Annotated in this window: 22 protein-coding genes; 10 read left to right on the top strand and 12 right to left on the bottom strand. The window is 70.4% G+C overall.

What is annotated here, in order from left to right:
• The first annotated feature begins 1 nt into the window (after position 1).
• Together pntB and ACZ7SW_RS16380 are read left to right on the top strand one after the other, a co-directional pair.
• Positions 2-1,420: a Re/Si-specific NAD(P)(+) transhydrogenase subunit beta gene (gene pntB, locus ACZ7SW_RS16385; protein WP_470231217.1), complete on the top strand. Its 1,419-nt coding sequence runs from the start codon at positions 2-4 to the stop codon at positions 1,418-1,420.
• 14 nt (positions 1,421-1,434) lie between these two features.
• Positions 1,435-2,409 carry an NADPH:quinone oxidoreductase family protein gene (locus tag ACZ7SW_RS16380; RefSeq protein WP_470231216.1) on the top strand — a complete coding sequence of 325 codons (975 nt, stop codon included), beginning with the start codon at positions 1,435-1,437 and terminating at the stop codon, positions 2,407-2,409.
• Between the two features lie 99 nt (positions 2,410-2,508).
• On the opposite strand, the gene ACZ7SW_RS16375 is transcribed toward ACZ7SW_RS16380, so the two are convergent.
• Complete coding sequence (locus ACZ7SW_RS16375; protein WP_470231215.1) at positions 2,509-5,493, bottom strand: AfsR/SARP family transcriptional regulator; 2,985 nt, start codon at positions 5,491-5,493, stop codon at positions 2,509-2,511.
• Positions 5,494-5,573: 80 nt separating this feature from the next.
• Between ACZ7SW_RS16375 and ACZ7SW_RS16370 the strand changes: the two genes are divergently transcribed.
• The 3 genes from ACZ7SW_RS16370 (at position 5,574) to ACZ7SW_RS16360 (ending at position 9,067) form a co-directional block, all read left to right on the top strand.
• Complete coding sequence (locus tag ACZ7SW_RS16370; protein WP_470231214.1) at positions 5,574-6,746, top strand: MFS transporter; 1,173 nt, start codon at positions 5,574-5,576, stop codon at positions 6,744-6,746.
• A gap of 31 nt (positions 6,747-6,777) precedes the next feature.
• The gene (locus tag ACZ7SW_RS16365) at positions 6,778-7,617 is read left to right on the top strand and encodes a helix-turn-helix transcriptional regulator (RefSeq protein ID WP_470231213.1); all 840 of its coding nucleotides are present in this window, start codon (positions 6,778-6,780) and stop codon (positions 7,615-7,617) included.
• A gap of 76 nt (positions 7,618-7,693) precedes the next feature.
• Positions 7,694-9,067, top strand: coding sequence for an MFS transporter (locus tag ACZ7SW_RS16360; protein WP_470231212.1), 1,374 nt, complete (start codon positions 7,694-7,696; stop codon positions 9,065-9,067).
• On the opposite strand, the gene ACZ7SW_RS16355 is transcribed toward ACZ7SW_RS16360, so the two are convergent.
• The 3 genes from ACZ7SW_RS16355 to ACZ7SW_RS16345 all read right to left on the bottom strand — a co-directional run bounded on the left by ACZ7SW_RS16355 (position 9,064) and on the right by ACZ7SW_RS16345 (position 11,388).
• Positions 9,064-9,561 carry a GNAT family N-acetyltransferase gene (locus ACZ7SW_RS16355; protein ID WP_470231211.1) on the bottom strand — a complete coding sequence of 166 codons (498 nt, stop codon included), beginning with the start codon at positions 9,559-9,561 and terminating at the stop codon, positions 9,064-9,066. The two genes, ACZ7SW_RS16360 and ACZ7SW_RS16355, sit on opposite strands and share 4 nt — an antisense overlap.
• Before the next feature lie 151 nt (positions 9,562-9,712).
• Positions 9,713-10,486 carry a thioesterase II family protein gene (locus ACZ7SW_RS16350; protein WP_470231210.1) on the bottom strand — a complete coding sequence of 258 codons (774 nt, stop codon included), beginning with the start codon at positions 10,484-10,486 and terminating at the stop codon, positions 9,713-9,715.
• Positions 10,483-11,388, bottom strand: a complete 906-nt coding sequence (locus tag ACZ7SW_RS16345; RefSeq protein ID WP_470231209.1) for an AfsR/SARP family transcriptional regulator — start codon at positions 11,386-11,388, stop codon at positions 10,483-10,485. Before ACZ7SW_RS16345 ends, ACZ7SW_RS16350 begins: the two co-directional genes overlap by 4 nt.
• A gap of 1,005 nt (positions 11,389-12,393) precedes the next feature.
• Between ACZ7SW_RS16345 and ACZ7SW_RS16340 the strand changes: the two genes are divergently transcribed.
• Complete coding sequence (locus ACZ7SW_RS16340) at positions 12,394-15,441, top strand: AfsR/SARP family transcriptional regulator (RefSeq protein WP_470231208.1); 3,048 nt, start codon at positions 12,394-12,396, stop codon at positions 15,439-15,441.
• Between the two features lie 329 nt (positions 15,442-15,770).
• On the opposite strand, the gene ACZ7SW_RS16335 is transcribed toward ACZ7SW_RS16340, so the two are convergent.
• A complete protein-coding gene (locus tag ACZ7SW_RS16335; protein ID WP_470231207.1) occupies positions 15,771-16,772 on the bottom strand; it encodes an ATP-grasp domain-containing protein in 1,002 nt (333 codons plus the stop codon).
• A 247-nt stretch (positions 16,773-17,019) separates the two neighbouring features.
• On the opposite strand from ACZ7SW_RS16335, the gene ACZ7SW_RS16330 reads away from it, so the two are divergent.
• On the top strand, positions 17,020-17,229 hold the full coding sequence (locus ACZ7SW_RS16330) for a hypothetical protein (protein ID WP_470231206.1): 210 nt from the start codon (positions 17,020-17,022) through the stop codon (positions 17,227-17,229).
• Between the two features lie 146 nt (positions 17,230-17,375).
• Here ACZ7SW_RS16330 and ACZ7SW_RS16325 read toward each other — a convergent pair whose 3' ends face one another.
• Genes ACZ7SW_RS16325 through ACZ7SW_RS16300 form a run of 6 tightly spaced genes read right to left on the bottom strand, consistent with a single transcriptional unit; the run spans position 17,376 to position 24,113 of the window.
• On the bottom strand, positions 17,376-18,149 hold the full coding sequence (locus tag ACZ7SW_RS16325) for an SDR family oxidoreductase (protein WP_470231205.1): 774 nt from the start codon (positions 18,147-18,149) through the stop codon (positions 17,376-17,378).
• Positions 18,149-18,811, bottom strand: coding sequence for a thioesterase II family protein (locus ACZ7SW_RS16320; protein ID WP_470231204.1), 663 nt, complete (start codon positions 18,809-18,811; stop codon positions 18,149-18,151). The genes ACZ7SW_RS16325 and ACZ7SW_RS16320 overlap by 1 nt, the downstream gene beginning before the upstream one ends.
• On the bottom strand, positions 18,808-20,550 hold the full coding sequence (asnB, locus tag ACZ7SW_RS16315; RefSeq protein ID WP_470231203.1) for an asparagine synthase (glutamine-hydrolyzing): 1,743 nt from the start codon (positions 20,548-20,550) through the stop codon (positions 18,808-18,810). The genes ACZ7SW_RS16320 and asnB overlap by 4 nt, the downstream gene beginning before the upstream one ends.
• 14 nt (positions 20,551-20,564) lie before the next feature.
• The gene (locus ACZ7SW_RS16310) at positions 20,565-22,217 is read right to left on the bottom strand and encodes a non-ribosomal peptide synthetase (protein ID WP_470231202.1); all 1,653 of its coding nucleotides are present in this window, start codon (positions 22,215-22,217) and stop codon (positions 20,565-20,567) included.
• A 19-nt stretch (positions 22,218-22,236) separates the two neighbouring features.
• A complete protein-coding gene (locus ACZ7SW_RS16305) occupies positions 22,237-23,064 on the bottom strand; it encodes a fumarylacetoacetate hydrolase family protein (protein ID WP_470231201.1) in 828 nt (275 codons plus the stop codon).
• Positions 23,061-24,113, bottom strand: a complete 1,053-nt coding sequence (locus tag ACZ7SW_RS16300; protein ID WP_470231200.1) for a beta/alpha barrel domain-containing protein — start codon at positions 24,111-24,113, stop codon at positions 23,061-23,063. Before ACZ7SW_RS16300 ends, ACZ7SW_RS16305 begins: the two co-directional genes overlap by 4 nt.
• Positions 24,114-24,436: 323 nt before the next feature.
• Here ACZ7SW_RS16300 and ACZ7SW_RS16295 point away from each other — a divergent pair, with 323 nt between their 5' ends.
• Genes ACZ7SW_RS16295 through ACZ7SW_RS16285 form a run of 3 tightly spaced genes read left to right on the top strand, consistent with a single transcriptional unit; the run spans position 24,437 to position 25,724 of the window.
• Positions 24,437-24,631, top strand: a complete 195-nt coding sequence (locus ACZ7SW_RS16295) for a hypothetical protein (protein ID WP_470231199.1) — start codon at positions 24,437-24,439, stop codon at positions 24,629-24,631.
• Between the two features lie 39 nt (positions 24,632-24,670).
• Entirely contained in the window at positions 24,671-25,024 is a 354-nt protein-coding gene (locus ACZ7SW_RS16290) for a response regulator transcription factor (RefSeq protein WP_470231198.1), read from the top strand.
• A 28-nt stretch (positions 25,025-25,052) separates the two neighbouring features.
• Complete coding sequence (locus tag ACZ7SW_RS16285; protein ID WP_470231197.1) at positions 25,053-25,724, top strand: LmbU family transcriptional regulator; 672 nt, start codon at positions 25,053-25,055, stop codon at positions 25,722-25,724.
• 230 nt (positions 25,725-25,954) lie between these two features.
• Here ACZ7SW_RS16285 and ACZ7SW_RS16280 read toward each other — a convergent pair whose 3' ends face one another.
• Positions 25,955-26,302, bottom strand: a complete 348-nt coding sequence (locus ACZ7SW_RS16280; RefSeq protein WP_470231196.1) for a hypothetical protein — start codon at positions 26,300-26,302, stop codon at positions 25,955-25,957.
• Positions 26,303-26,328: the final 26 nt, after the last annotated feature.

Here is a 26,328-nt window from a genome sequence, read left to right as displayed (position 1 = left end):
GATGACTGTGCACACTGCGAGCCAGGCTGCCTACATCGTGGCCGGGCTGTTGTTCATTCTCGCGCTGGCCGGGCTGTCCCGGCACGAGACCGCGCGGGTCGGAAACTATTTCGGGATCGCCGGGATGGTCGTCGCGCTGATCGCGACCATCGCGCAGGCGGTGTCCGGGGAGATCACCGGGACGTCGATCGCGTTGATGATCATCGCGATGGTGATCGGCGCGGGGATCGGGCTGCGGCGGGCGGCGGTGGTCGAGATGACCGGGATGCCCGAGCTGATCGCCCTGCTGCATTCGTTCGTCGGTCTCGCCGCCGTTCTGGTGGGCTGGAACGGCTACCTGCAAGTCGAATCCGACCCCACCGGCGGCGAAGCCCAGCATCTCGATGCGCTGGGGACGCTGGGGATCCATCACGCCGAGGTGTTCATCGGCGTGTTCATCGGGGCGGTGACGTTCACCGGGTCGATCGTGGCGAACCTGAAGCTGTCGGCGAAGATGAAGTCCGCGCCGCTGATGCTGCCCGGCAAGAACTTCCTGAACCTGGGCGCGCTGGTGCTGTTCGTGGCGTTCACCGCGTGGTTCGTGGCCAGTCCCGCGTTGTGGCTGCTGGTCGTGGTCACTGTCCTCGCGTTGGCGCTGGGGTGGCATCTGGTCGCGTCGATCGGCGGCGGGGACATGCCGGTGGTCGTGTCGATGCTGAACAGCTACAGCGGCTGGGCCGCGGCGGCGTCGGGGTTCCTGCTGGAGAACGACCTGCTGATCATCACCGGCGCGCTCGTCGGCTCCTCCGGTGCGTACCTGTCCTACATCATGTGCAAGGCGATGAACCGGTCGTTCATCTCGGTGATCGCGGGCGGGTTCGGGATCGAGGCGGGACCGTCGGGGGACAAGGATTACGGCGAGCACCGGGAAATCACCGCCGAGGGCGCGGCGGAACTTCTCACCGCCGCGTCCAGGGTGATCATCACCCCGGGCTACGGGATGGCGGTCGCGCAGGCCCAGTACGGGGTCGCGGAGCTGACCCGGAAACTGCGCGACAAGGGCATCGAGGTCCGCTTCGGCATCCACCCGGTCGCCGGACGCCTGCCCGGCCACATGAACGTGCTGCTGGCCGAGGCGAAGGTGCCGTACGACATCGTGCTGGAACTCGACGAGATCAACGACGACTTCTCCGACACCGACGTCGTCCTCGTCATCGGAGCCAACGACACCGTCAACCCCGCCGCCGCCGAAGACCCGGGCAGCCCGATCGCGGGCATGCCGGTGCTCACCGTCTGGGAAGCGGAGAACGTCGTGGTGTTCAAGCGTTCCATGGCCTCCGGCTACGCGGGCGTCCAGAACCCGCTGTTCTTCCGCGAAAACTCGGCGATGCTCTTCGGCGACGCCAAGGACCGCGTCAACGACATCCTCTCCGCGCTGTGAATCAGGAGAAACGCATGAAAGCCGTACACATCAAGGATCTCGAAGGCCCGTCGACCGTCTCCGTCGTCGAGGTCGATCCGCCCGCGCGCGCTGCCGACCAGGTGCTGATCGACGTGCACGCGGCCGGGGTGTCGTTCCCGGACGTGCTGCAGACGCGCGGGCTGTACCAGGTGAAGCCGGAGCTGCCGTTTGTCCCGGGCGCCGAGGTCGCCGGGGTCGTGGCGGAAGCTCCGGACGGCGCGGCGGTCAAGGCCGGGGACCGGGTCGCGGCGCTGCCGTTCCTGGGCGGGTTCGGCGAACAGGTCGCGTGCGCGGCGGACGCGGTGTTCCCGATTCCGGACGACCTGGGCTTCGAGCAGGCGGCGGCCATCCCGTTCAACTACCTGACCGCGCACTTCGCGCTGTGCCGGCGCGGCCGGATGGCGGCCGGGGAGACCGTGCTGGTGCACGGGGCCGCCGGCGGGGTCGGGACGGCTGTCATCCAGGTCGCGAAGGCGTTCGGCGCGGGCAAGGTGCTCGGGGTGGTGTCGACGCCGGAGAAGGGCGAGGCGGCGGTCGCGGCCGGCGCGGACGAATACGTGCTGGCGGACGGGTTCAAGGACGCGGTGAAAGCGTCGACCGGAGGCCGCGGCGTCGACGTGATCGCGGACGTCGTCGGCGGCGACCGGTTCACCGATTCGCTGCGCTGCCTCGCCGCGGACGGGCGGATGCTGGTCATCGGGTTCACCGGGGGCTCGATCCCCGAGGTGAAGGTGAACCGGTTGCTGCTCAACAACTTGGACGTCGTGGGCGTCGGGTGGGGCGCGTACGCGCTGCCGCGGCCGGGGTACCTGCAGGGGCAGTGGGCGGAGTTGCTGCCGAAGCTCGAGGCCGGGGCGATCGTGCCGCCGCTGGGCGGGAGTTACCCGCTGGCTGAGGTGCGGGAGGCGCTGGAGGCCATCGAAAACCGGAAGGCGATGGGGAAGCTCATCCTGACTGTGCGTCCATAGTGGACTGGCGGGCGGGAGGCCCCGGGCGCTGACGGTGATCGGGGCCTCCAGTTCAAATAGTCCTATGTAGACGGGGCTGCAGGCTGACGGCGGCAAGGTTCAGTCACGAGAGACCAGCTCTGCCGCGTCCTCGACGGACAATCGGCCGCCACGTTCGAATGCGCTGGCAAATCCGGAACCGAGAACTGCTTGTGCCGCTTCGGTAATCCGGTCCACGTCGCCCCGCTCGGCGGCGGGCAGCGGGGCGTCGACACTGCGCCGTGCGGCGTCGGCGGCACCGAGCAGCAACGCCGCGGACTGCGGATCCACTGTGCCCGCCAAGCCTTCCAGAGACAGCGCGAAAGCGCGCGGCTCGGCAAGCAGCCGCGCGTATTCCAAGCCTCGCAGGTGATACTTCTTCGCCTGCACCGAATTTCCCCGGAGTTCGGCGACGAAACCGAGTTCCGCGTACAGCAGGTGGTCGCCCGCCGTCGAGGAGAGGCCGTGGTACTCGTCGCGGAGGCGGGTCAGGCGGTGTTCGGCGGCGTCGAGGTCGCCGGAGCGGCGGGCGCCCAGGGCGAGGCCCATTTCGGCGTGGATCCGGCCGTAGGTGTAGCCGTGGTCGGCCGCGATGCGGAGGGCTTGTTCGTGCAGGTCGCGGGCTCGCGGCCAGTCGCGTTCGAGCAGGGCCAGGCGGCCGAGGCCGGACAGTCTCGCCGAGACTTCCGCTTGCAAGCCCAGTTCCCGCGCGATGGCGAGTCCTTCGTGCTGGCGGCGAGCGGCTTCGGCGTAGTCGCCCTTGATTTCGGCGAGCGCGGCCAGCGGCGGGATGGTCTGCATCTCGCCCCACCGGTCGCCGAGGCGGCGGAAGAGCTCGGCGCTGCGCAGGCCGTCCCGGCCGAGTGCGGCGAGATCCCCGCGGACGAGGCTGAGCATGGCGCGCAGGGCGAGTGCCGCGGCGACGCCCCATTCGTCGTCCCCAGCGGCCGCGAGGGCGCGCGCGTTCATCTCGTGGCTGGCGGCGAGGTCGCCGACGCTGAACAAACTATAGGCGCGCAGCCACCGCGCACGAACGCCGTCCGGGGAATCGGGCGGGGCTGGTTCGCCGGTCAGCAGGGCGAATGATCCATTGAGGACAGTGAGCTCAGGATCCTTTGCGGCGACCCGTAAAACAGCCGCCAGCATCCGCCGGCCTTCGGTGAGCCTGCCTCGCAACAGCCACCACCAGGACAACGCTTTCGCCAGCCGCGCCGCTTCGGCCGATTCCCGGCAGATCGCCTCGTCCAGGGCGGCGCGCAGGTTGCCCGCTTCGAAGTCCAGCCGGATGAGCCAAGCCTGTTGCCCAGGGCCGTGAAGTTGGGCGTTCTCGGCGATTTCCAGGTAGTGGCGCAGGTGCCGAGCGTGGGTGGCGGCAGGATCCGCCAGCCGTTCGACGGCATAGGCGGCCACGGATTCCAGCAGCCGGCACCGAACCCCGGCCGGTCCGTTCGCGACGGCCACCAGCGACCGGTCGACCAGCCGGAGCACGAGATCGAGCACGTCGCCGTCTCCCGCGCAGACGGCTTCGGCGGCGGCGAGATCGAAACTGTCGCGGTGGACGGCCAGTCTGCTCAGGACAGTCCGTTCGGGTTCGCTGAGCAGGTCCCAGCTCCAGTCGAGCACCGCGCGCAAGGTCTGCTGCCGCGCCGGAGCGCCGCGCGACCCCCGGGTCAGGACGGCGAACCGGTCGTTGAGCCGGGCCGCCAGTTCCCGCACGCCCAAGCCGCGCACGCGAGTAGCCGCGAGTTCGAGCGCGAGCGGAAGACCGTCCAGGCGGCGGCAGATTTCGGTGATCGCGTCGAGGTCGCCCGCGAAATCCGGGGCGGAGGCGGTCGCTCGTTCGGTGAACAGCCGCACGGCATCCTCGGGCGGCAGCGGTTCCACCGCGAACACGGATTCGCCCGGCAGTCCGAGCGGTTCCTGGCTGGTGGCGAGAACGCGCAGGTCACGGGTGTTGCGGAGGAGCGATCCGACCAGTTCGGCAGCGGCTTCGACGACGTGCTCGCAGTTGTCCAGGACGAGCAGCATCCGCTGGTCGCGCAGGGCGGTGGCGAGTTGGTGCAGCGGGGAGGCGGAGCCGCGGATTCCGAGTACGGCCGCGACTGTTTCGGCGAGGTCGTCGGCGGTGCCGCGGACGCCAGCGAATTCGACCAGCCAGCAGCCGTCCGGTGCGTGCCGAGGAGAACTGACGCCCGCTGCGGCCAAGGCCAGCCGTGACTTGCCGACCCCGCCCGGCCCAGTCAACGTCACCAGCCGGGCCGACAACCCATCCAACTGGGCGAGCGCCTCCTCCCGGCCGATCAACGGCGTCAGCGGGCGGGGAAGATTTCCGCGCGGTTCGGCGGCCAGCCCGGGATCTTGCCGGAGCAGCGATTCGTACAGCGCGCGCAGCTCCGGGCTCGGGTCGACGCCCAGTTCCTCGGCGAGCCGGGTGCGGAGATCCGCATAGGAGGCAAGGGCTTCGCTCTGCCGCCCGCGCAAGTACAGCGCACGCATGTGGGCTGCTCGCAAGCCTTCCCGGAGCGGATTCCGCGCGACGACCTCCGCCAGATCGTCCGCGGCGGAGTAGTCGCCCGCTTCGACCTGGGCCTTGGCCTGTTCTTCCACCGCGGCCAGCCGCAGTTCGGCCAACCGGTGCGCGGCCGGTCGCGCGAACTCCTCGTCGGCGAAGTCGGCGAACGCCTCGCCTCGCCACAGGTCGAGCGCTTCGGCGAAACGCGCAGCGCGGGCTCGGGGATCCGTCGTCGCGCGAGCCTGCGCGACAAGCTCGCGGAACTGCGCGGCGTCGGAATCTTCGATCCGCAGCCGGTAGCCCGCCGGATGCCGCTCGACGCCGTCCCGGCCGACGATCCGGCGCAGCTGCGACACCTTGGCCTGCAGCGCACCGGCTGGTTTGCCGGGCGGGTGGTCGCCCCAGAGGTCCTGGATGAGCCGGTCCGAGGTGACCGGCCCGCCGTCGTGTGCGAGCAGCGTCGCGAGGAGGGTCCGTACTTTCGCCTCGGGCACGGTGCTCAGCGCGCCTGTTTCGTCCCACACTGCGAGCGGGCCGAGCACCCCGAACCGCATCGCCCTGCTCCCGTCACGCCATCAGATCACCGTCAGTCGATCGTAAGCATTCCCGAAGACCCGGTCCGCACAGTGGGCGTATGAGCCCCACCTCCACCGCCGTCGCGCCCACCCAGCGGCTTCCGCTTTTCGCGCTGCTGTCGCTCGCCACCGCGGTGTTCATCACCAGCCTCACCGAAACCCTGCCCGCCGGGTTGCTGCCCGCGATGAGCGGCTCGCTCGGCGTCAGCGAATCCGCGACCGGCCAGACCGTCACCGGCTACGCGCTGGGCACCGTGCTGACCGCGATCCCGCTGTCCACCGTCACCGCGGGCTGGCGGCGCAAACGGTTGCTGCTGACCGCGATGGCCGGATTCGCCGTGGCCAACACCGTCACCGCCGTGTCGTCGGAGTACAGCCTGACGATGGTCGCGCGGTTCGTCGCCGGCGTCGCGGCCGGTCTCGCGTGGGCGCTGCTGGCCGGTTACGCCCGACGTCTGGTCGCTCCCGCCTTACAGGGCCGTGCCATCGCAATCGCCATGGCTGGTATCCCAGTCGCGCTGTGCCTCGGCGTGCCCGCCGGGACCTTCCTCGGCCAGCTTGCCGGGTGGCGTACCGCGTTCCTCGCCATGACCGTGCTCACCCTGGCGCTGCTGGCCTGGATCGGCGCGGCCGTGCCCGACTTCCCCGGTCAGGCCGGGGGAGCGCGCCCGAAGATGCTGCCCGCGCTGCGCATCCCCGGAGTCGCGGCGGTCCTGTTCGTCACGCTGGTGTTCGTGCTCGCGCACACCGTGCTGTACGCCTACCTCGCCACCTTCCTCACCGGCCTCGGCATGGGCGGCGACACCGATCTGGTCCTGCTGACCTTTGGCCTCGCCTCGATCGCGAGCATCTGGATCGTCGGCGCGCAGATCCACCGGCGGCTGCGGTTGCTGATGGTCGTCAGCGCGCTGCTGGTCGCGGTCGCTGCGGCGCTGCTCGCGACCGAACCCGCGCTGGTGTACGCGGCGGCCGCGCTGTGGGGCCTCGGCTGGGGCGGGGTGCCGACCTTGCTGCAAACCGCGGCCGGGGACGCGGGCGGCGAGTCGGCGGACACGGTCCAAGCGATGCTCGTCACGCTGTGGAACGCGGCGATGGCGGGTGGCGGCGTCGTCGGCGGAGTGCTGCTCGGCGTGGCTGGCAGCGGTTCGTTCCCGTGGACCGTCCTGGTGCTGATGGCACCGGTGCTGGCGGTCGTCCTGCTCGCCCGGCGGCGAGGCTTCCCGGCCGCTTGACCGCGCCGCCCCGGCGATCTTGGATGGAACCGTGCCAGAGCCTGTGAACACCGATCTCGGAAGCTACCTGCGACGGATGCGCGAGCGACTCCAGCCCGCCGAGATCGGCCTGGTCAGCCGCGGTTCCCGGCGGGTGCCCGGGCTCCGGCGGGAGGAGGTCGCCGCGCTCGCCGGGGTCAGTTCGACCTACTACACGCGGCTCGAGCAGGCACAGACCGCGCACGCGTCGCCGGAGGTGCTGTCCGCGATCGCCCGCGCGCTGGACCTGAGCGCGGCGGAGGAAGCGCACCTGCTCAAGATCGGCACCACCGCGCCCGCCCGGCCAGTGCGGCCGGCCACGACCGACGAGCTGACCCCGCGGACCCGGATGCTGGTGAACACACTCGGCGACGCGGCTGTCGCGGTGCTGAATTTCCGCTGCGACATCCTGGCGTGGAATTCGCTGTTCCACAAGCTGTTCGCCGCGCACCTCGATTTCGCCGCCCCGGACGGGGACCGCCCGAACGTCATCAAGCTGAACTTCCTCGACGACAACGTGCGCGCGCTGTATGCGGATTGGCCGCTGGAGGCACAGCAGAACGTCTCCTACCTGCGCTACATCGCCGGGGACCACCGGCACGACCCGCGGCTGGCCGAGCTGATCGGCGAGCTGACCATGGCCAGCGGGGACTTCGCGAAGCTCTGGGTCGGCCAGACGGTCGGGAACTGCACGGCCGGGACGAAAACGTTCCGGCACCCGCTGGTCGGGCAGTTCGACCTGATGTATCAATCCGCCGAGCTGGGCGACGGGACGATCTTGAAGATATATCACGCGGAACCGGGCTCCTCGCACGAAGCGGCGGTGAAGCTCCTCGCCACCGGTCTGAGCTGACCGCAGCCTGCCACTGGCAGTGCTAGTCACCGCAGGGATCTGGCTGTTCCCGCCGCGGACGGCGAACGTTGGCCGCATGACGACCGATACGGCTCACGTCCGCCTGACCGGCCGCCGCGCGCTGGTGCTCGTGGTCCTGCTGGCCGCGCAGTTCATGCTGGCGGCGGATTTCTCGGTGCTGAACGTCGCGCTCCCGCGAGTCGGGGCCGACCTCGGCTTTCTCCCCGGCGATCTGCAATGGATCACCACCGTGTTCGCGCTGTGCGCGGCCGGCTGCACCCTGGTGTTCGGCCGCGTCGGCGATTACCTGGGCCGCCGCCGGATTTTCGCCGCCGGGATGGCCGTGCTCGCGGTCGCGTCGGCGGTCGGCGGCCTCGCCGGTTCACCGGCGGTGCTGCTCGTCGCCCGGACGCTGCAGGGCCTGGCCACCGCCGCGGTCACCCCGGCCGCGCTCGCGATGCTCACCGTCGCGTTCCCGGAACCTTCCTTGCGCACCAAGGCATTGGGGCTCAACGGGGTGATGATGAGCTCCGGCTTCACCGTCGGCTCGATCCTGGGCGGGCTGCTCACCGACCTGCTGTCCTGGCGCTGGGCGTTCTTCCTCAACCTGCCGGTCGCGGTCGCCGCGCTGGTCGTCGTGCCGTTCGTGGTCCCGGAAAGCCGGGCGGAAAACCGCCGCACCCTCGACGTGCCCGGCGCGGTGCTCATCACCACCGGATTGTTCGCCGGCGTCTACGGGATCACCCGCGCCGCTGAGTCCGGTTTGGACACCGCGACCCTCTTTTCGCTGGCCTTGGCGGCTTTCCTGCTGCTCGCGTTCGTGCTCGTGGAACGGCGGACCGCCGACCCGCTCGTGCCGGTAGCCATCCTCCGGCACCCGGACATCGCCTACGGCAACCTGGCCGCGCTGTTCCTCTTCGGCGGCGAGACCGCGCTGATCTTCTTCACCGGCCTGTACGTCCAGAACGTCCTGGGCTACTCGTCGCTGGTCGCCGGGCTGGTGCTGGTGGGCATCGGGGCCGGCCAGATCCTCGGCGGCAGCGTCGGCCCGAGGATTCTCGCCAGGATCCCGCCGCGGACGATGCTCGGCGTGGCGCTGGCCGGCCAGGGCGCGTTCATGCTGCCCGGCCTGTGGCTGGCCGCGACCAGCGGCTGGCTGGCGATCCTGGTCGCCGCCGAGTTCGTGAACGCGGTCTTCTCGATGCTGGCGATGCTGTCGTTCCTGGTGCTCGCCACCTCGGCGGCGGACGCGGATACCCAGGGCCTCGCGACCGGAATGGCCACGCAGAGCCAGCAAATCGGCATGGCGGTCGGGATTCCGTTGCTGAGCGCGGTTTTCACGAGCGTCACCACCGGCGAGCTGGACGCCATCCGCGTCGCGCTCGGGGTGGATGCGCTCGCCCTCATCGGCGTGGGTGCGGTTGCTTTGCTCCGCAAAGGAAAGCGTTAAACGCTCTTCGTGAGATAGACCGCCCCGTGAATGTGATTCCCGAGCGTGTTCGCGGGCGGTTCGGCGACCTGGTACCCGGCGCGCCGGTACATCGTCAGGTTCCGCTCGCTGCCCGACCCGGTGTAGAGCACCAGGCTGGTCGCCTCCGGCGGAGCCTGCTGCTCGGCGTAGCTCAGCAGCCACCGGCCGATGCCCTGCCCGGCGAGATCGGGCGCGACCATCAACCGGCCGATTTCCCAGCGGTCCTCCTCGAGATGGGCCCGCACCGCGGCGACGAGCCGCCCGCCGATCCGGACCGTCCACACGCGAGTGGCCGCGATCCAGCCGCGCACGGTGTCCAGATCCTCGTGCAGCGCGGGGACGTCGAAGGTGTCGTTGACGATCGCCTGCGGGACCCAGCAGCACCGTTGCAGCACGAGGAGTTCGGCGGCGTCGGCGGCCTGGGCCTCGGACAGCTGGGCATCGGCGAGCGGCAAAGCGGCGAAATCGGTCACGTCTCCCGATCTTGCGCGCCGGGGGAAACCCTGTCCAGCGAATATCCGGACGCTGGCCGCCGCCGCGCCTGCCGGCCGGAACGGCTCGGCGGTCGCAGCGCTTCGTTTTCCGGCCCGGCGGGCAGCCCGCGTGCCTGCCCGCCGGGCCCGCTCACCTCTCCGAACCCTCCACAGTGGACAGGACGGTAGCGGCGAGCTCCCGCAGCACCGGGGCCGGATCGTCGTGCAGGTAGAAGTGCCCGCCGGGAAACACCTTGACGGAGAACCGGTCCCCGGCGACCTCGCGCCAGCCCGCCAGCCACTCGGGCCCGGCGAGATGATCGGTCTCCCCGCCGAAAACCGTGACCGGGCACGGCAGCCGCACCGGCCGGCCGGTGTCGTAGAACTCCTCGACCAGCGTCAGGTCCGCGCGCAGGGCCGGGAGCACCAGTTCGAGCAGTTCCGGCCGTTCCAGCACCTCCGGCGGGGTGCCGCCCAGTTCGGCGATCGACCGGATCAGCGCCGCGTCGCCGCGGTCGGTGAACCGGCGGGCGGGCGGCGCGCCGGGCGGCCGGACGCCGGACACGATCAGCTGGGCGGGCAGCGGGCCGCCGTTCCCGGCCAGCCGCCGGGCGACCTCGTAGGCGAGGTAGGCGCCCATGCTGTGGCCGAACAGGGCGAACGACCCGGACCGCAACGGCGCGAACAGTTCGCCGGCTAGCGCGGTCGTCAGCTCGGCGAGGTCGGAGTACGGGGTTTCGAACAGGCGCGGGCCGCGGCCGGGCAGTTCCACCGGGATGAACTCGGGGTCCGGCCGGCGGGTCCAGGGCAGGTAGTGGGCCCCGCCGCCGCCGGCGTGGGGGAGGCAGTAGACCGGGAAACGGCCGCTCGGCGCGGCGTCCCGGTGCCACGGGGTCCAGCCGGGAGCGGGGCGGGTCGCGGTCACGGCGCGGTGCTCAGGTGCTCGCGGGTGAGCTCGCCTCGGATCGCGTGCTCGTACAGCTGCCGGGTCCGGCGGTCCGGTTCGACCTGCAGTTCGTCCCGCAGCCGGACCTCGCACAGCCGGTACCAGCGGATCACCTGGTTCAGCTGCCCGAGCAGCCCGTGCAGCACCATCAGCGACCGGTAGACCTTCTCGTGCAGCGGGTCCACCTCGAGGATCCGCATGCAGGAGCGGACCGCGCCCTGGAAGTCGGCCTCGCGCAGCTGGCTTTCGACGATGTACTCCATCGTGCACAGAAACCGGCTGCGCAGCCATTCCCGGTATTCGGCGGCCCACGGAAGGTGCACGCCGGGCAGGAAATCGCCGGGGTAGAGGCCGGCCGCGCGCTGGTAGCGGAGCAGGGCCCCGGCGTCGTTTCCTTCCCGCTGCAAAACGTAGCCGTAGTCGACCAGCTCGTTGAACCGCTCGAAATCGACGAGCACGTTGTCGGCGCTCAGCCGGTAGCCGCTCTCGGTGGTGACCAGCCGCAGCGACGAGCGGGGGCCGTCCTGCGCCCCGTGCTCGGCGAGCACCCGGCGCAGGACGTGCGCGGCGACCTTGAGCGAGCTGGAACCGTTGGACCAGGCCGATTCGGGCCAGAGCGCGTCGTTGAGCTGATCGCGCGAGACGCCGCGCCCGCGCCGCAGCAGCAGGAATTGCAGCAGCTGGCACGCTTTGCTCGCGCGCCATCGTTCGATCGGTTCCCCGTCGACGGCCACCTGAAAGCCGCCGAGCGTGCGCACGACGATCGATTCGTTCATCGGGCCGAGGGCGAGGCTGCCGGAAAAGATTTCGGCGAGGTGGTCCTCGCCATTCGGCGCCGCCGGGTCGCGGAGTGGTTTTCGGGCAGTTTCATTACTGGACATGAGGCCTCGATCCAACTATTCGCGGGGAAATCAGAAATGGTTTTGTTTTCGATATCGAGGAGTTGTGCCGAGCCTAAGCGGCGGCCGGCGGAAGCCGCAAGACGGCGCGGGCCGGTGATCGTCTCGCCGGCGGGACGGTGTTTCCCGCCGCCGTTTCGCCGCGTCCGGGCGAGAATCCGGCAGCCCGCGAAAACCGGCGAATCGGCGGCGGTATTAGCCGTCTGGCCGGGTTCCGTTTCCGGCGATTGCGCGCCCCTGCCGAAGAGGTGTCGTCAGGGCACAGTTGCCGGTGCGGACGGGCAACCGGGCGCGCCGCCCCGGATCGCGGACGAACCGCGCCGGGCGGGCACAACGGGCGGCCCGGCCGCGAAACGGCGCCGAACGGGGCCCGTCCGCCTCGGTCCTGACTAGCTGTGGTCGCTTGACTACTTCGCCGCCGAGGACTTGACTGCGTTGCTGCGGCATGGTTTCTCTTGAAGATATGATCGGCCTCGTCCGCGCGCCTTTGCCGGCGCGAGAGCGGTATTCCGCGAGTGTGCCCGATGTGCCGCTCGGCGGTACCTCTCCGGGCGGGGTTTCCGACTCTCCGGCGCGGGCGCGGCGGCCCGTTCGGGCAACTGCGCGGCGAGGCGGCGAACGGTGCCGCGGCGGCCCGGTCTGCGATAACGGCCGCCTCGCGGGCTAACCGGGCCGGGCGTCCCGCCGGAACGCCGTTCCCGCCGCCGCGGGATTTGCCGCGAGGGCGGTAAATGCCTTCTCTCGTCGCTTCGGCAGTTCCGGTCCGGCCCGGTACTCTTGCGTTCCCATGATTACGCCGCCCCCAGACCGCAGGAGCATCTTCATGTCTTGTCAGCGCCGTGCTCGGCGGACGGCTGGGAAAAGCCTCGGCGGAAGACCGGCGCAGTACCAGATAACCATGTTCTTGTCGAATTTCCGGTGCGGCGGGAAGCGGAACGGTTCGGGCGGAATTCGATTCCCCGCCCGGGAAAGCCTGCGGTGAACCGGATGTCCAGTACGGGGGAGGGGCCGCGGCTGCGGGTGAACGTCCTGGGGCCGGTGGAATGCCAGGTCGGCGGGGACCGGGTCCGCCTGGGCGGGCTCGTGCAGGAACGCGTGCTCGTGGCTCTCGTGCTGGAGGCGGGCCGTCCGTTGCGCGTCGCGCAGCTCGTCGGCGCGGTATGGGACGAAACGCCGCCCGCGACCGCCGTCCACCAGGTGCGCAAGGCGGTCGCCGGCCTGCGGCAGCTCATCCCGGACGGCGCGGAAGTGCTGGTCACCGAGTCGTCGGGGTACCGGATGCTGCTCGAGACCGGGCAACTGGACCTCAAGGAATTCTCCGCGTCGCTCGCCAGCGCCCGGGACGCGCTGGCCAAACGCGAGGCGGACCAGGCGGCGCGGCACCTGGAGCACGCGCTCGCGCTGTGGCGCGGCCCGGCCGTGGCCGGCGGCGAGGGCGGCCTGTCGATCCAGGCCGCGAACACCGCGCTGCTGGAACAGCGCGCCGCCGCGATGGAGCAGCTGATCGACCTGCGGCTGGCCCGCGGCGAGCATTCCGAACTGGTCGGGGAACTGCGCACGCACATCGCGGCGCACCCGCTGCGGGAACGGCTTCGCGGCCAGCTGATGTTCGCGCTGTACCGGTCGGGCCGTCAGGTCGAGGCGCTCGACGAGTTCGCCCGGGTGCGCGCGCTGCTGTCCGAGGAACTCGGCCTCGACCCCGGCGCGGACCTGATGAAGCTGCACGAGCAGATCCTGCGCAACGATCCCGGCCTGGCCGCGCCCGCGGCGCGCCAGGTTCCGGAAGAGGCGCCGGCCCGTGCGGAGCCGGAGAAACCGGTCAAGGCGTACTCGCTGCCCAACGACCTGACCGACTTCATCGGCCGCGAATACGAACTCGGCATCCTCAAGTCCTATATCGACCGGGCTCCGCAGCAGGGCCCGTGCGTCGTCGCGATCGACGGGATGGGCGGGGCGGGCAAGACCTCGCTCGCGGTCCGCGTGGCGTATTCGGTTTCCGACCGCTACCGCGACGCGCAGCTTTATCTCGATCTGCGCGGTTTCACCCCCGACGAGAAACCGATGACCGCGTTCGCCGCGGCCGAGGCGCTGCTGCGGATGCAGGGCGTCCCGATGGACCAGCTGCCGGACGAGCCCGCGGCGCGGATCAACCTGTGGCGCACCGCGGTCGCCGACCGGAGCGTGCTGTTGCTGCTGGACAACGTGTGCGACGTGGCGCAGGTCCGGCCGCTCCTGCCGCCGAATTCCCAGTCGCTGGTGCTGATCACCAGCCGGAACCGGCTGATCGACCTCGACGGCGCGCACTGGATGTCGCTCGGCACGATGACCGACGAGGACGGCAACGCGATGGCCGCCGCGGTGCTGAGCACGCGGCGCGCGGCGGCCGAACCGGAGGCCGTCGCCGAACTGGTCGAACTGTGCGGGCACCTGCCGCTCGCGATGCGGATCGCGCTGGGCAGGCTCGCGAACCGGCCGCGCTGGTCGATCGGGTACCTCGTCGACCGGATGAGCGACGAATCGCGCCGGCTCGACGAACTGCGCTCAGGCCAGCGCGGCGTCGACCTGACGCTCAAGATCTCCTACGAGGGCCTCGATTCCCGCTACCGCGCGGCGTTCCGGCTGCTCGGGCTCCATCCGGGACGGGACATCGACGTCGACTCCGCGGCGGCGCTGCTGGGGTCGTCGGAGAACGAGGCCGAAGACATCCTCGAGGTGCTGCTCGACGCGCACATGCTGCAGCAGCACGAATTCGGGTACTACGCCTTCCACGACCTGGTGCGGAGTTTCGTGCAGCAGGTGCTGCGGGTCTCCGGCGCCAGCCCGGCGTCCGAGGTCCAGGAAGCCCTGGAACGGCTCCTCGACTATCTGGTCGGGGCCAGCGACCAGGTGTGCGACATCCTCTTTCCGGGACGGCTCCGGTTGTCCCGGCGGCTCGATCCCGGACGGCCGGTGGCCCGGCAGCTGGACGATCCCAAACTGGCGCGGGAGTGGCTGGCGCGGGAGCAGTCGACATTGGAGGCGGCCGCGGTGCTGGCGCACGAGAAGGGGTACGACCGGCACGTCGTGCACCTGGCGCGCAATGTGGTGTTCCAGTTTGACGCGGTGGGGTTGTACACGGCTTTCGCCGAGCTGGCCGAGCTTTCCGTGGCGTCGTCGCGGCGGCTGGGGGATCCGGAGCTGTTGCGGTTGAGCCTGTCCAATCTCGCGGTGGCCGCGTGGAAGCTCGGGCGGTTCGAGACGGGGATCGCGGCGGCGGCCGAGGCGCTGGAGATCGCGGGGGAGCTGGGGGATCGGCGGGGGTTCGCCAAGGACACCGGGATGCTCGGGCTGCTGACGGGGACGGTCGGGCGGTTCGAGGAAGCGCTGCCGTTGCTGCGGGATTCGATCCGGATGAAGCGGGAGCTGGGGGCCGGGCGGGCCGAGGCTGAGTCGCTGGTGAATCTCAGCTCGCTGTATGAGCAGTGGGCGCGCTATCCGGAGGCGGCGGAGGCCGCGTCGCGGGCGGTGGAGCTGGACAGCGAGCTGGGGATTCACGAGCACGAGGTGATCGCCCGGATTGATCTCGCGCACGCTTATCTCGGGGCGGGGGAGGCAGGGAAGGCGGATGAGCAGCTGCGGCGGGCCCGGGCAGTGGTGGAGGAGTTCGGGGCGTCGGCGGGGGAGGCGGCGCTGGCGTTCGCGTTGTCGGCGGTGACCGCGCACCAGCTGGGGCGGGAAGAGGAGGCGGAGCGGTTCGCCGAGACGGGGCTGCAGCATGGGCGGGATCATTGGACGCCTATTCGGCAGGTGGAGATCGACAACCTGATCGGGCGGCTGCGGCGGGGGCAGGGGCGGTTCTCGGAGGCGGTTTCGCATTACGAGCGGGCGTACCGGGTGGCGGCGGCGATCGGGTATCGGGTGGCTGAGGCTCGCGGGCTGGTGGGGGCTGGGGAAGCGGAGACCGCGGTGGGGCTGGGGGAGGTCGGGCGGGGGCATTGTGTTGCCGGGAACGGGATTTTCGACGAGTTGGGGGTGCCTTCGGTGGCTCGGGGGTGATCGGGTTTCGGCGGCGGTTGTGATTCGGGGGCAGGGGTTGCGTGGGGCACCCCGAAGTTTGATTGTGCTGACGGTTCGGGGGTGCTTGTCAAGGCGGGAAAGATGCCTTGACAAGCACCCCCGAACCGCAGGGAGGCTTCGTATCGGGGTGTGGGGGAGGGGCTGGGTGCCTCGATGGGTGGGTGTGTCGGCTGCGGGTTTGTGGGGTGTGGAGGAGTTTTTGAGGGCTAGGTCCGTGAAGGGGGCCCTCGCGTCCGGTCGCGGGTCGTGAGGGGCCCCCTGAGGGAATCAGAGTTCCTCAGGGGGCCCCTCACGGACGGGTGCGCGGGTCAGTCCGTGAGCGGTGAGTCCAGGTTGGCCAGTGCGGCTTCGGGGGAGATGCCTTCTGCGGGAGGCGGAGCGTCGGGGACGTGCGGGTCGGTGGTGGCGGGGACGGCGGCGAACCAGCGGGGGCGCGGGGGGTCCAGCGGGGCGCCGGCCAGGGCGCGGAAGAGTTCGGTGCGCAGGTCGAAGCCGGTGGCGGTTTCCAGGAGGTCCGCGGTGCGGTGGGCGTTGAAGCCCGGTGTCGCGCGGATCAGGTACGGTTCGCCGCCGGCCAGGACGACGCGGGTGTGCACTGGGCCGAATTCGTAGTCGAGCAGGTCGAGCATGCCGGTGACGGCGGCGCGGACTTGGCGGGCGTCGGCGTCCGGCAGGGTGGCGGGGTAGACGTGGTGGCGCGGGTGTTGTTCGGTGATGCCGACGACGCGGTGCATGCCGTTGACGGTCAGGGTCGTGACCACCAGTTCGGTTCCGGCGATCAGTTCCGCTACCGCGGCCGGGCCGGAGGGGTGTTCCTCGATCCACTGGTCCAGGGCGTCCGGCGTGGTGACGACGTGGGTGTCGTCGATGCGGACCGCGCCGCCCAGTTCGGCTACTGCCGCGGGGAGTTCCTCGACGGTTTCGACGGTGCGTTCCCGGGCCGCCGCGCGCGAGCTTTCGGTCAGGGCTTGACGGAAGGCTCGGGGGTCGGCCAGCGGGCTCGGGGCCGGGACGGGGCGGCCGTCGGCGTCCAGGACGTGGGTGAAGCCGTGCAGTTCCGTCAGGCGGGCGACCGCGGTGACGGCGTCTTCGGAGTCTGCCGGGTTGAAGACGCGTTTGTCCGGGAGGGGAAGCGCGGCGTCGGGGTTCGCGAGCGCGCTGACGTCCAGTCCGGAGCGCACGGCCTTGTGCACCAGCGAGGCGTCCGGGAAGACCAGCAGCAGGCGCACCGTGGCGTCCGGTTCGAGCTGATTCACCGGGTGCCGCGCGAGTGCCGCGCTGTCGATCTCCTCGGTGTTCCGCCGCCCCATGATGTGTTCCCTCGATTCGATGACGATGACGTCGTGTGTGTGTTCGGACCGGACGGCGAGGGAGGGCGGGATCGCCGCCGGATGGTCCTCGCGTGGTCGCTGGACCCCATCAGAACACATCCGGCCTTGGCGTGATGCTCACCTTTCCCCGGCGTACTCCTCCCGAGGTATCCGCGAAGGAACTCTCGGGGAACTGCCGGGCCCATGATGAATTCATCAGGGAAGACGGCACGGGCAAGGAGCGATGATGACCAGGACGAACGGTGTGGCGGGGAACCTGCGGCGGCTCGCGGCGGCGGCCGGATTCGCGGTGCTGATCGGTTTCGGCGCTTCGGCGATCACGGCGGAAGCGAGCGCGGCGCCGGCCGTGCATTCGGTCGCGGCCGGGGACGGGATCGGCACCGACTCGGGCGAGGGGCCCAACCCGTGCCCGCCCAGCACTTGCACCGAGAAGTGACGATTTCCCGGGGTGCGCGCCGGGCCTCCGTCGCAGGGTACTGCGGTGCCGGTGAGACAGGAGGCTGGCGCGGCGCACAAGAAGCCGGCTCGGCGGGCGGGCTTGTTTCGGCTGGGCATCGGCTTTTCCAGGGCGGAGTGACGATTTCACAGGCTGCGTACCAAACCGCCGTCGCAGCGTAACGCGGTGCCGGTGAGGTACGAGGCGGGTGCGCTGCACAAGAAGGCGGCGGCTGCGGCGAATTCGGCGGGTTCGCCGTATCGGCGGGCTGGGATCGCGGCTGTCGAAGCGTGTTCGACCTCGGCGGTGGTGCGGCCGGTGCGTTCCGCGGTCGCGGCGTCCACCGCGGCGAGGCGGGCGGTCTTGATCCGGCCGGGCAGCAGGAGGTTCACCGTGATTCCGTCGGCGGCGACCTCCTCCGCCAGCGTTTTGAGGTAGCCGGCGAGCGCGGCGCGGCCCAGGTTGGACAGCGCGAGGTGCGGCAGCGGGGCGGCGACGCCGCTGGAACCGATCGCGAGGATCCGGCCCCAGCCGTTGGCGCGCATGGCCGGAAGCGCCCGGGTGACCAGCCGGATGTGCTGGCGTACCAGGCTGTTCAGGGCGGTGTCGACGCTTTCGGCGTCGAGGTCCGCCGCGGCGGCGGGCGCGGGGCCGGGGCCGTTGAGCACGAGAATGTCCGGTGGGCCGAAGGCTTTTGCCGTAGCGGCCAGCAGTTCGGCCGGCCCGTTCTCGGCGAGCAGGTCCGCTTCGACGCCGACGGCGTTGGGCAGGGTCGCGGCGATCTCCCGGGCGCGGTCGCCTCGCCGGCCGCAGACCACCGTGTTCGCTCCCTCCGCGGCCAAGGCGCGGGCGGTCGCTTCGCCGAGACCGCCCGTGGACGCGCAGACCAGTGCGGTGCGGGCGGTGAGACCGAGGTCCATCAGGCACCTTTCGAGAGTCTTTGGGGCAGCAGGGGTTCCGCTCGCAGCCAGTCGGCGAATCCGGGGGCCCGGACCAGGTCCGAGTGCCCGCCCGGGAACTCGCGGACGCTGGTCCCGCCCGACGTTACGCGGTGCCACGCACGAAGGCCGGGCAGGGACGTGAGCGGATCGTACTCGCCCCGCGCGGCGTGCACGGGACAGTCCAACCGGGAATATTCTGCCGGACGGAATTCCTGGAGCAGGCGCAGATCCTGTGCTGCGGTGTCCAGGACTACTTCGGCCCATTCGGGCGGGCTGGCGGGTTCGATGGTGTCCAGATAGGTCTTGAGGGCGACGCGGTCGGTCGTGAGTTCCGGCGGTACTTTCGCCAGGCTGGGCGCGTTCGCGCCGGAGACCACCAATGCGCTGATCTTGGTGCCGGGCTGTGCGGCCACGGCGAAAGCCAGGTAGGCGCCGAAACTGTGTCCGGCCAGGACGGCTCCGCGGGATACCTGGGCCGCGCAGGAATCGACTAATTCGCGAAACGAGTCCGCGCCCTGGCCGAAGTCGCGGCCGAAGCGGCCGGGGTAGCGGACCAGATGCGTGTCCGGCGAGCGCAGGAGTTCGCGGAATTCGGCGCCGAACGAGCCCGCGCCGGGGAAACAGAACACGGCGGGGGTCACAGGGTGAGCCCCAGTTCGTCCATGATCAGGGCGATGCTGATCGCGCCCAGCCGGAAGTCCCATTTGCCCGGGCGGGCGGAATCCAGGCAGCCCGCGGAGAAAGCGCCGCTGTCCGCGACGAGCTCGCGCCAGCCGCGCCAGGTCCGGGAATCCACAGTGGACTGCAGGTCGTAGGCGGTGAAGCCGTGCTTTCCCCGGAGCAGCACGGAATCCGGGACGATGCCCCGGTAAGCCGAGCGGAGGCACGCTTTGCCCTCGAAATCGACGACCTTGGCGTCGTCCGCGGTCCGCAGCGCCAGATCGACGACCGGGTTGCCGAGGAAGGGATAGCGGCCTTCGACGGAGTTGCGCATCGTCATCGCGTCGCCGTGGTCGCCGAGGAGATGGCCGGACAGTTGCACGTACACGTCGGCGATCGAGCGCAGTTGCATCGGAGAGAGCTTCTTGACCTCGGCGTCGCTGAACGGGATCAGCCTGGATCGCCAGAATTCGTTGCCCCCGGCCCTCGCTTGCGGGGTGAGGTAGTCGGTGCGCCGTTGTTCGACGCCGCGCCAGTCGACTTCCCAGCCGAACTCCGCGCGTCCCCACGCCTGTTCGTTTTCGGCGCGGGCGGCGGGCCGGGAGCGGGCGGCGCTGTCGAAGGCGTAGGAGTCGTAGCCGAAGAACAGTTCGTCCGCGCCTTCGCCGGAGACGACGCCTTTGATCCCGGTCGACCGGACGTGCGCGGCCAGCATCATGGCGGCCACGTTGTAGGTCTCCCGCTGGGGATAACAGCAGTGCCGGACCATGTCCTCGAACAATGCGGCGATATCGTCGCGGCGGCACCGGATCTGCTCGTGCTTGCTCCCGGCCGCGGCGGCCGCTTCGTCCTGGAAGCGGCGTTCGTCCAGTTCGCGGTCGTCGAATACCACCGAGAAGGTGCGGACCGGCTGGTCGAGGAGAGCGGCTGATTCCAGCGTGATCGCGGTCGAATCGAAACCGCCGCTCAGATAGGCGCCGATTTCGGTTTCGGCGGTGAGCCGCGCGCGGATCGACTCGCGGAGGCTGTCCCGCAGTTCGGCGTCGGACACCGCGCCGGGCTCGAATTCGCCGTAGCGCCAGTAACGCAGGGTTTCCTGACGATCGGCGGTGAATCGGATCGCGCAGCCTGGCGGCACCGCGCGCACGCCGTCGACCAGAGTGCGCGGGGCGACAATGTTGCCCAGTGCGAGGTATTGGTCGACCGCGCCGAGGTCCAGCTTCCAGCTGTGACCCGCCGACCGCACGAGCGGGGTGATCTCCGAACTGAAATGCACCGTCGAACCGGCTGCCGTGTAGTAGAGCGGGCAGATGCCGAACCGGTCGCGGGCCAGGTACAAGGTGTTCTCGGCCTGGTCGAGGACCACGGTCGCGAACTGGCCGTCGACCATGGCCAGTCCGTCGATTCCGTACTGGGCGACGAGTTCGGGGAGCACGGCGACGTCGACCGCGTTGCCGCGCCGGTCTTCGCCCAGTTTCGCGCGGAGTTCGCGGGCGTTGTAGACCTCTCCGTTGGTCAGGGCCACGTAACGGCCGCGCTGGTCTTCGGACGGTTGCCAGCCGTCGGTCAGCCCGGTCATGCCGAGGCGGCCGAGCTTCGCCGACAGCGTTTCCGTGTCCAGCGAATAGGTTTCGTCGGGCCCGCGGTGGACGAGCCTGCGGTGCATGGCCGCCGCGACGCCGCGGTCGAGCCGTCCGTCCGGGGCGAAAGTGCCGCACACGCCGCACACCGCGCTCACACCCCCCGGCCGGACAGCCCGCCGACCAGTTCTTCGAGGTTCTCCGCGCGCAGGACGTCCCGCACGCCGACGTCCGTCCAGCCGAGCTGCTTCAGTTTGGCGAGCAGGACCACCGCCGAGGCCGAATCGCCGCCGATGGCGAAGAAGTTGTCGCCGAGACCGGCGTCGCCGACTCCGGTGAGCGTTCGGACCAGGCTGAGGACGGCGTCCGCGGGCTTCTCGCCGGAGCGGGACTCCGTGCGCCGGCCGGTGCGGAGCGCGTCGTGATCGACTTTGCCGTTGGCGGTGTAGGGCAGTTTGCCGACCTGCTGGATCACCGACGGGACCTTGTAGGGATCCAAGGTGGATTCCAGCTGGGTCCGCACTTCGCGCACCGTGGCGGCACCGGTGTAGTAGCAGACCAGCGCGTCGGATTCGCCCGTGCCGTCGTGGGATTCGGCGGTGACCACCGCTTCCAGGACCCCGGCGAGGCGGCAGGCCGCGCTCTCGATCTCGCCTGGGTCCAGCCGGTATCCGCGGACCTTGAGCTGGCGGTCCAGCCGCTCCACGTAATAGAGCTGGCCGTCGCGTTGTTCGACCAGGTCGCCGGTGCGGTAGACGTTCTCGAACGGCCGCAGGCCGTCCGCGGTCAGGTATCCGGCCGCGACGCACTCGCCGGTCAGGACGAGTTCTCCCCGGTTGGGCGCGGTTTCGCCGGGCAGCGGGACGATCCGGTACTCGCCTTCGCCGATCAGCTCGCCCAGCGGTACGGCGGCGGCGCAGTCCCGCGGGGAGAGCGGGGCGGTGAGGAAGTTGCAGATGGTGGTTTCGGTGGTCCCGTAGGCGTTGTGGAACTCGGCCACGGCGGACCACTTCCGCAGCACTGCCGGACGGCACGCCCCACCGCCGTTGAGCACGTGCTGAAGGGACATCGCGGGGGACGGTTCGGTCGCGGTCAGCGCGAACGGAGTCGTCTTGACGTGGGTGACGCGGAAATCGGCCAGGGTCGACTGCAGGACGGGGCCGGGGCTCAGCCGGGTTTCGTCCAGGACCACCAGGCAGGCGCCGGCGGTCAGCGTCCAGAGGATCTCGGTGACGCAGCCGTCGAAGGTCAGGCGGGCGAACTGGAGTGTTCGCGACTCGGGTTGTACCGCTAGGCGGTGCACGTGGTCCCGGATGACGCGGGCCAGCGGGGCCGCGCGCACCAGCACGCACTTGGGTTCGCCGGTCGAGCCCGAGGTATGGATGACGTAGGCGAGCCCGTCCGGCCACTCTGCGGCGCTACGGCGGAGCCCGCTGCGCCATTCGGCGGGCGGCTCGGCGAGCACGGGTTGCGGAGACTCCGCCGAGGTATGCGCGAGGAGGGTGATCCCCAGCGACGAGACCTTGGCGCGGTTCGAAGCCTCGCTGTCCCGCGCGTCGAGGAACACGAAGGGACGCCCGGCGATCAGCGCGCCGGCCATCGCGACGATCGAACCCGCCGACCGGACCGCCTCGATCCCGACGAATTCGCCCGGTCCGGTGCGGGCCCGCAGCTGCTCGGCGAATGCGGCGGCTTGCGCGCCGAATTGCCGGTAGCTGAGCACCCCGGCGCCGGTTTCGAGGGCGGCGCGGTCCGGCTGGCTTCGAATGGCGTTCTCGAGGTCGGCTGCGACCGAAAACTGATTCATGGAAAAGTACCCCGCCCTGTCAAACCACGGTGTGCGAGAGCGTGCCGACGCCCTCGACGACGGATCGGATCGAATCTCCGGAACTGAGCACCGCGGCCCCCGGGGTGCCGGTGCAGATGACGGTTCCGGGGGGCAGCGTGCGGCCCGCCGAGAAATACTCGACCAGATATCCCAGGTCGTATTTCATCGCCGACGTGTGCGCGGTGGCGACGACCTCGCCGTTGCGCACCGTGGACACCCGGATCGCCGCGAGCGCCGCGTCGTCGAACTCGTCGAGGGTCACCAGCTGCGGGCCGATGCTGCAGAAGGTGTCGAAACCCTTGGCCCACGGGATGTAGCGCGGGTTCTCGCGGATGACGTCCTCGGCGGTCAGGTCCAGCACGGCGGTGACCCCGGCGATCGCCGACCGCCATTCGCCGCGGCGCACGTTCTTGCATTCGGCGCCCACGACCAGGCCGAGCTCGGCTTCGGCGGTGACCCGCTTGGTCTGCGCCGGCAGCTCGATCCGGCCGCCGTTGCCGATCAGGCAGCCGCCGGGACGCAGGTAGGAGCCCGGTCCGGAGGCGGGCTGGGCGGTGTTCAGGTCCTCGGAGTGGCCCCGGTAGTTCAGGCCCGCGCCCCAGATGTCGCCGGTTTCGACGATGCTGGCGGCCGTGTCCAGATCGATGCTGGCGGGGGTGGCGGGGTCGTTCAATTGTGCCGCGAGTTCGGGCAGCCGGGACCCGGCGAGCAGGTCGGCGATCCGGGTCCCGGCCGGGTAGCCGAGGTCGGTCAGCGCGGTCCAGGATTCGGCTCGGGCGGCGAGGATCCGGTGCCCGTCCGGGGACGGGAAGCGCGCGAGCCTCATCGGGCGCCTCCGGAAACCGCGGCCAGCAGCGGGTTTTCCACGGTCTGGGCGAGCAGTCCGGCGGCGGTGCGCAGATCGTTCTTCCCGACCGCGTTGGAGGCCAGCCGGGCCGCGGTCTCCATCACCTCCGCCGGGTCGAGGCCGTGCTCCGCGCAGAGCTGCTCGATCAGCGGGAAGAACCCGGAGTGGATGCCGATGACGCCGCCCAGCACCTGCAGGTTCCGGTTCTCCGGCGGTCCGGTCAGCCCGCTCCGGCAGAACTGCGAGATCCGGGCCAGTTCGCGGTAGGCGTACTGGTCGTCGCCGCTGCGGCTCAGGATCCCGGCCAGCGATTCGGTTTCCGCGTTGCCCGCGCCGCGGCCGAGCCCGGCGAGCGTGCCGTCGACCAGGGTCGCGCCCGCTTCCAGCGCGGCGAGGCTGTTGGCGTTCGCCATGCCGAGGTTGTCGTGGCCGTGGAAGCCGGCGACCGGGTTGCACTGCCGGACGGCGGCCACGTAAGCGCTCGCGTCGCGGGGGAGCATCGACCCGTAGGAGTCCACGACGTACAGCCCGGCGAGGTCGTCGGGGATGCCGTCGAGCAGGGCGGGGATCCGGTCCGGCGGGGTGGCGCTGGACTTCATCAAGTTGAGGTAGACCTCGCCGCAGATCCCGGCGGCGGCTTTCAGGTAGTCCAGGTGCGCGCGGACCTGGTCGGCGGCGAGGCCGATCCGCACGAACGACATGCCGCGGCGGCAGAGGTCCTCGAGCGTTTCGAGCCGGCTGAACTCCGGCTGCGCGAACATGCCCCAGGACGAGGCGGTCAGTTCCGCGCCGGCGAGCGCACACCAGCGGCGCGGGCTGATATTGCACGGCGGGAGCCCGGCGAGTTCGGCCTCGAAACCGATGCCGTGCCCGATCTCGATCTTCTCCACCGGGGTTTTGTCGAGTTTGCCGAGCAGGGTCGTGACGAATTTCTCGTCGAGCTGGAAATCGACCACGTAGGAACCCTCGCGCAAGGTCGTGTCGAGCACCTCGACCGGCAATGGCGAGAAAAACGGCGCTGCGGGCATGGGGCATTCTCCTTCGGTCTCGGAATAGGGCAAAGGAGCCTCGAATCAGGTATTCGCCGCCGGAATTCGAGTGCGTCGTTCAGGCGATATCGAGGAAGTTTGGGCGAGCGTAATCGGGTTTCGGCGGGACCCGCAAGACAGTGCGCGGCGGGGAACGTCCCGCCGGCGGGACTCGGCGGGCGCCCGGCCACGCTGCCTGAAATGTCTGGTATGTCGCTGATACCTCGGGGCGGCGGGACTGAGGTATCCCAGCCGGATGTCCCAGGAAACTCGGCCGTCCACGATAGGTGTCAAGCCGAACGACGGGTACGAGGAGAGACAGCATGAGCGCAGTGAACGGGGACCAGGCGGCCACCTCCCGGCAGCGGGCCGCGCGGATGGTGCTGGCGGCGGTCGCGGCCGGCCTGGTCGCCTTGGGCGGGTACTGCTCGGTCGCCGAACAGGCCCCGCACAGCGCGGTCGTGGCCGCTTCCTCGGACAAGCCGGGCACGGAGTCGGGCGAAGGCCCGAACTACTGAGCCCCGGCCGGCTTCCCGACGCCGATGAGGAGTGAGCACGTGACCGTGACAGCAGGCCCGATCGCCGTCCTTCCCGGGCCGGGCGTGCCCGGCGACTGGACGGTCTGCGACCACTGCCGCGGCCGCCGGGTCAAAGAACCGCCGTCGCAGCGGCAGCTGCCGAAGATCGACGCGGCGATCCTGGAAGCGGTCGCGACCGGGGCGTCGAGCGTGCAGATCGCCGGACGGCTGCACCTCAGCCGGCAAGCGGTGGACTACCACGTCAAAGGCATGCAGCGGCGGTTGAACGCCGTGAACCGGGCGGAGCTGGTGTCGAAGGCATACGCGTCCGGAGTGCTCGAGGCGGGCGACTGGCCGCCTCGGGTGCCGCCGTCCTTCCTCGGGGACGCGTGAATCTTCCGGAACGGAAAGGTCGAGCACAATGGGAACTACCGTCACGTTGCCGCGCCAGGGCCCGCACGCCCCGCGACGCCCGGGACCCGCCGGGGACGCCGCCGGGCAGGTGCTCCTCTCGCGAGTCGGGCTGAAGCTCCCGGCGACGGTCACCTACGAGGGCTGGGCGCGAGCGGGCGTCCAGATCGCCAGGGTCGCGGATTCGAGCGCGTGGTGCCTTGGCGATTGGCTGATCTGCGGGCAGAGCAAATACCGCGACCGGTACCGGCTCGCGATCGCCGAGGCCGGGCTGGATTACCAGACTTTGCGCAATTACGCGTGGGTCGCTCGCCGGTTCGAGCTTCCCCGGCGGCGGGAGCAGCTCAGTTTCCAGCATCACGCCGAGGTGGCTTCGCTGCCGGATGCCGAGCAGGACCGGTGGCTGGACGAGGCGCAGCGGTCGCGGTGGTCGCGGAATCAGCTGCGCGAGACGATCCGGCGGGCTCGGACCGGGGAGAAGGGCGTCCGGCCGGAGGCCGCGGCGTTGCCGAAGGTCACCGCGCCGAGGGAGCGGGTGCAGCGGTGGCAGGACGCGGCCGAGCGGGAAGGGCTGGGGTTCGAGAAGTGGATCATGGCGGCGTTGGACAACGCGGCCGGCGGGGTGCTGGGGCGGATGCAGGGCGGGGAGTTGCTGGCGTTGTTCGGGGAGGGGAAAGGGTGACGGGGGCGGCGGTTTCGCTGCGGTTGAGCGAGCGATCGTTCCGGTTGGGCACCCCGAAGCTGATTGTGCTGACGGTTCGGGGGGTGCTTGTCAAGGCGGGAAGGATGCCTTGACAAGCACCCCCGAACCGCAGGGAAGGCTTCGTATCGGGGTGCGGGGCGGGGACTGGCTGCTTGGTCAGTTGGGTGTGAGAGTGCCGGTTTAGGGCTGCGAGGGGAACCCCGAGGGGATCAGGGGCGGTGAAGGACTCCTTCACGGACTTCTGGCAGCGGGTGCTGGGGTAGGAGTGCGGCGATCGCGTTGCCTGCCCACCAGCCTGCTGCGCCCTGGACCGTGGGGAGCAGCACTGTCGCGACTACTGCGACGTCGGCCAGTTCTGGGTTTCCGGCGAGGCTCGCGACCGTTCGCGCGGTCGCCGACAGGGGCTGTCCGGTGAGTTCCCGGATCAGCAGGGGAAGGATCCAGCCCGCCGCGGCGATCAGGCTGGCGGCGAGTGCGTGCCATCGGGAGCCGGCTCCGGCGACGGCGCCCAGTACGAGCGGCAGCCACCAGAATCCGGCTTCGGCGCCTGCCCACACCAGGCATACTCCGGCCAGTGCGGCTC

The sequence above is a fragment of the Amycolatopsis sp. NPDC114484 genome (genome assembly GCF_055633755.1).
The sequence above is the reverse complement of the archived record's forward strand: the minus strand, read 5'-3'. Positions and strand labels throughout refer to the sequence as shown.